The 625-nt window shown below is 68.2% G+C and carries 2 protein-coding genes; both read left to right on the forward strand.

Annotated elements, in window-relative coordinates:
- A partial coding sequence (locus tag KTN05_RS17720; protein WP_217330675.1) for a DUF2271 domain-containing protein occupies nt 1–273 on the forward strand: 273 nt, incomplete at its 5' end.
- A 9-nt stretch (nt 274–282) separates the two neighbouring features.
- The coding region (locus tag KTN05_RS17725) for a PepSY domain-containing protein (protein ID WP_217330676.1) at nt 283–625 on the forward strand (343 nt) is incomplete at its 3' end.

Below are 625 nucleotides of genomic sequence, written 5' to 3' on the forward strand. Positions count from 1 at the left end.
AAATACTACGATTCCCTCTCGGGCTGGTATCGCATGACCGGCGGCGACACCCGGCAGGTCGATGGCATCACCGGAGCAAGCGTCGGCGCAGGCCGAACGCTCGAGATCACGCTCGATCTCGCCGACGCGCTGTTCGACGCGGGCTACACCCTGCATGTCGATGCCTCGGTCGAGGAGATGCGCGACAGCCCGAACGAGGTCGAACTGCCGCTGACGGCAGCCGGGGCGAGTGCCACCGGCTCGCGCTATATCGCCAGCGTTTCCTACAAATAGGGCACTCAGATGATCCGCGCACTCCATCGCTGGCCAGGCATTCTGGCCGCGCTGCTGCTGACGGTGCTCGCGCTGTCCGGGGCGGCCCTGTCGATCTATCCCGCCGCCGAGCGGCTGGCGGCCCCGCAAGCCGGGGCAGAACTTTCCGTGGCCAATCTGGCAGCCTCCGTCGCCGCCAGCCATCCGGGGCTGGAACAGATCCGGCGTTCTCCTTCGGGGCAGATCACCGCTTACTGGTTCGACGGCGGCACCCCGCGGGCGGCGGTGATCGACCCGGCGACTGGGCTGGATGCCGCCTCGGCCGATCCCGACGTGGTGAGGCGCTGGCTCACCAACTTGCACCGCTCGCTGT

The sequence above is a fragment of the Paracoccus sp. Z118 genome, from assembly GCF_019061185.1.
Classification (GTDB): domain Bacteria; phylum Pseudomonadota; class Alphaproteobacteria; order Rhodobacterales; family Rhodobacteraceae; genus Paracoccus.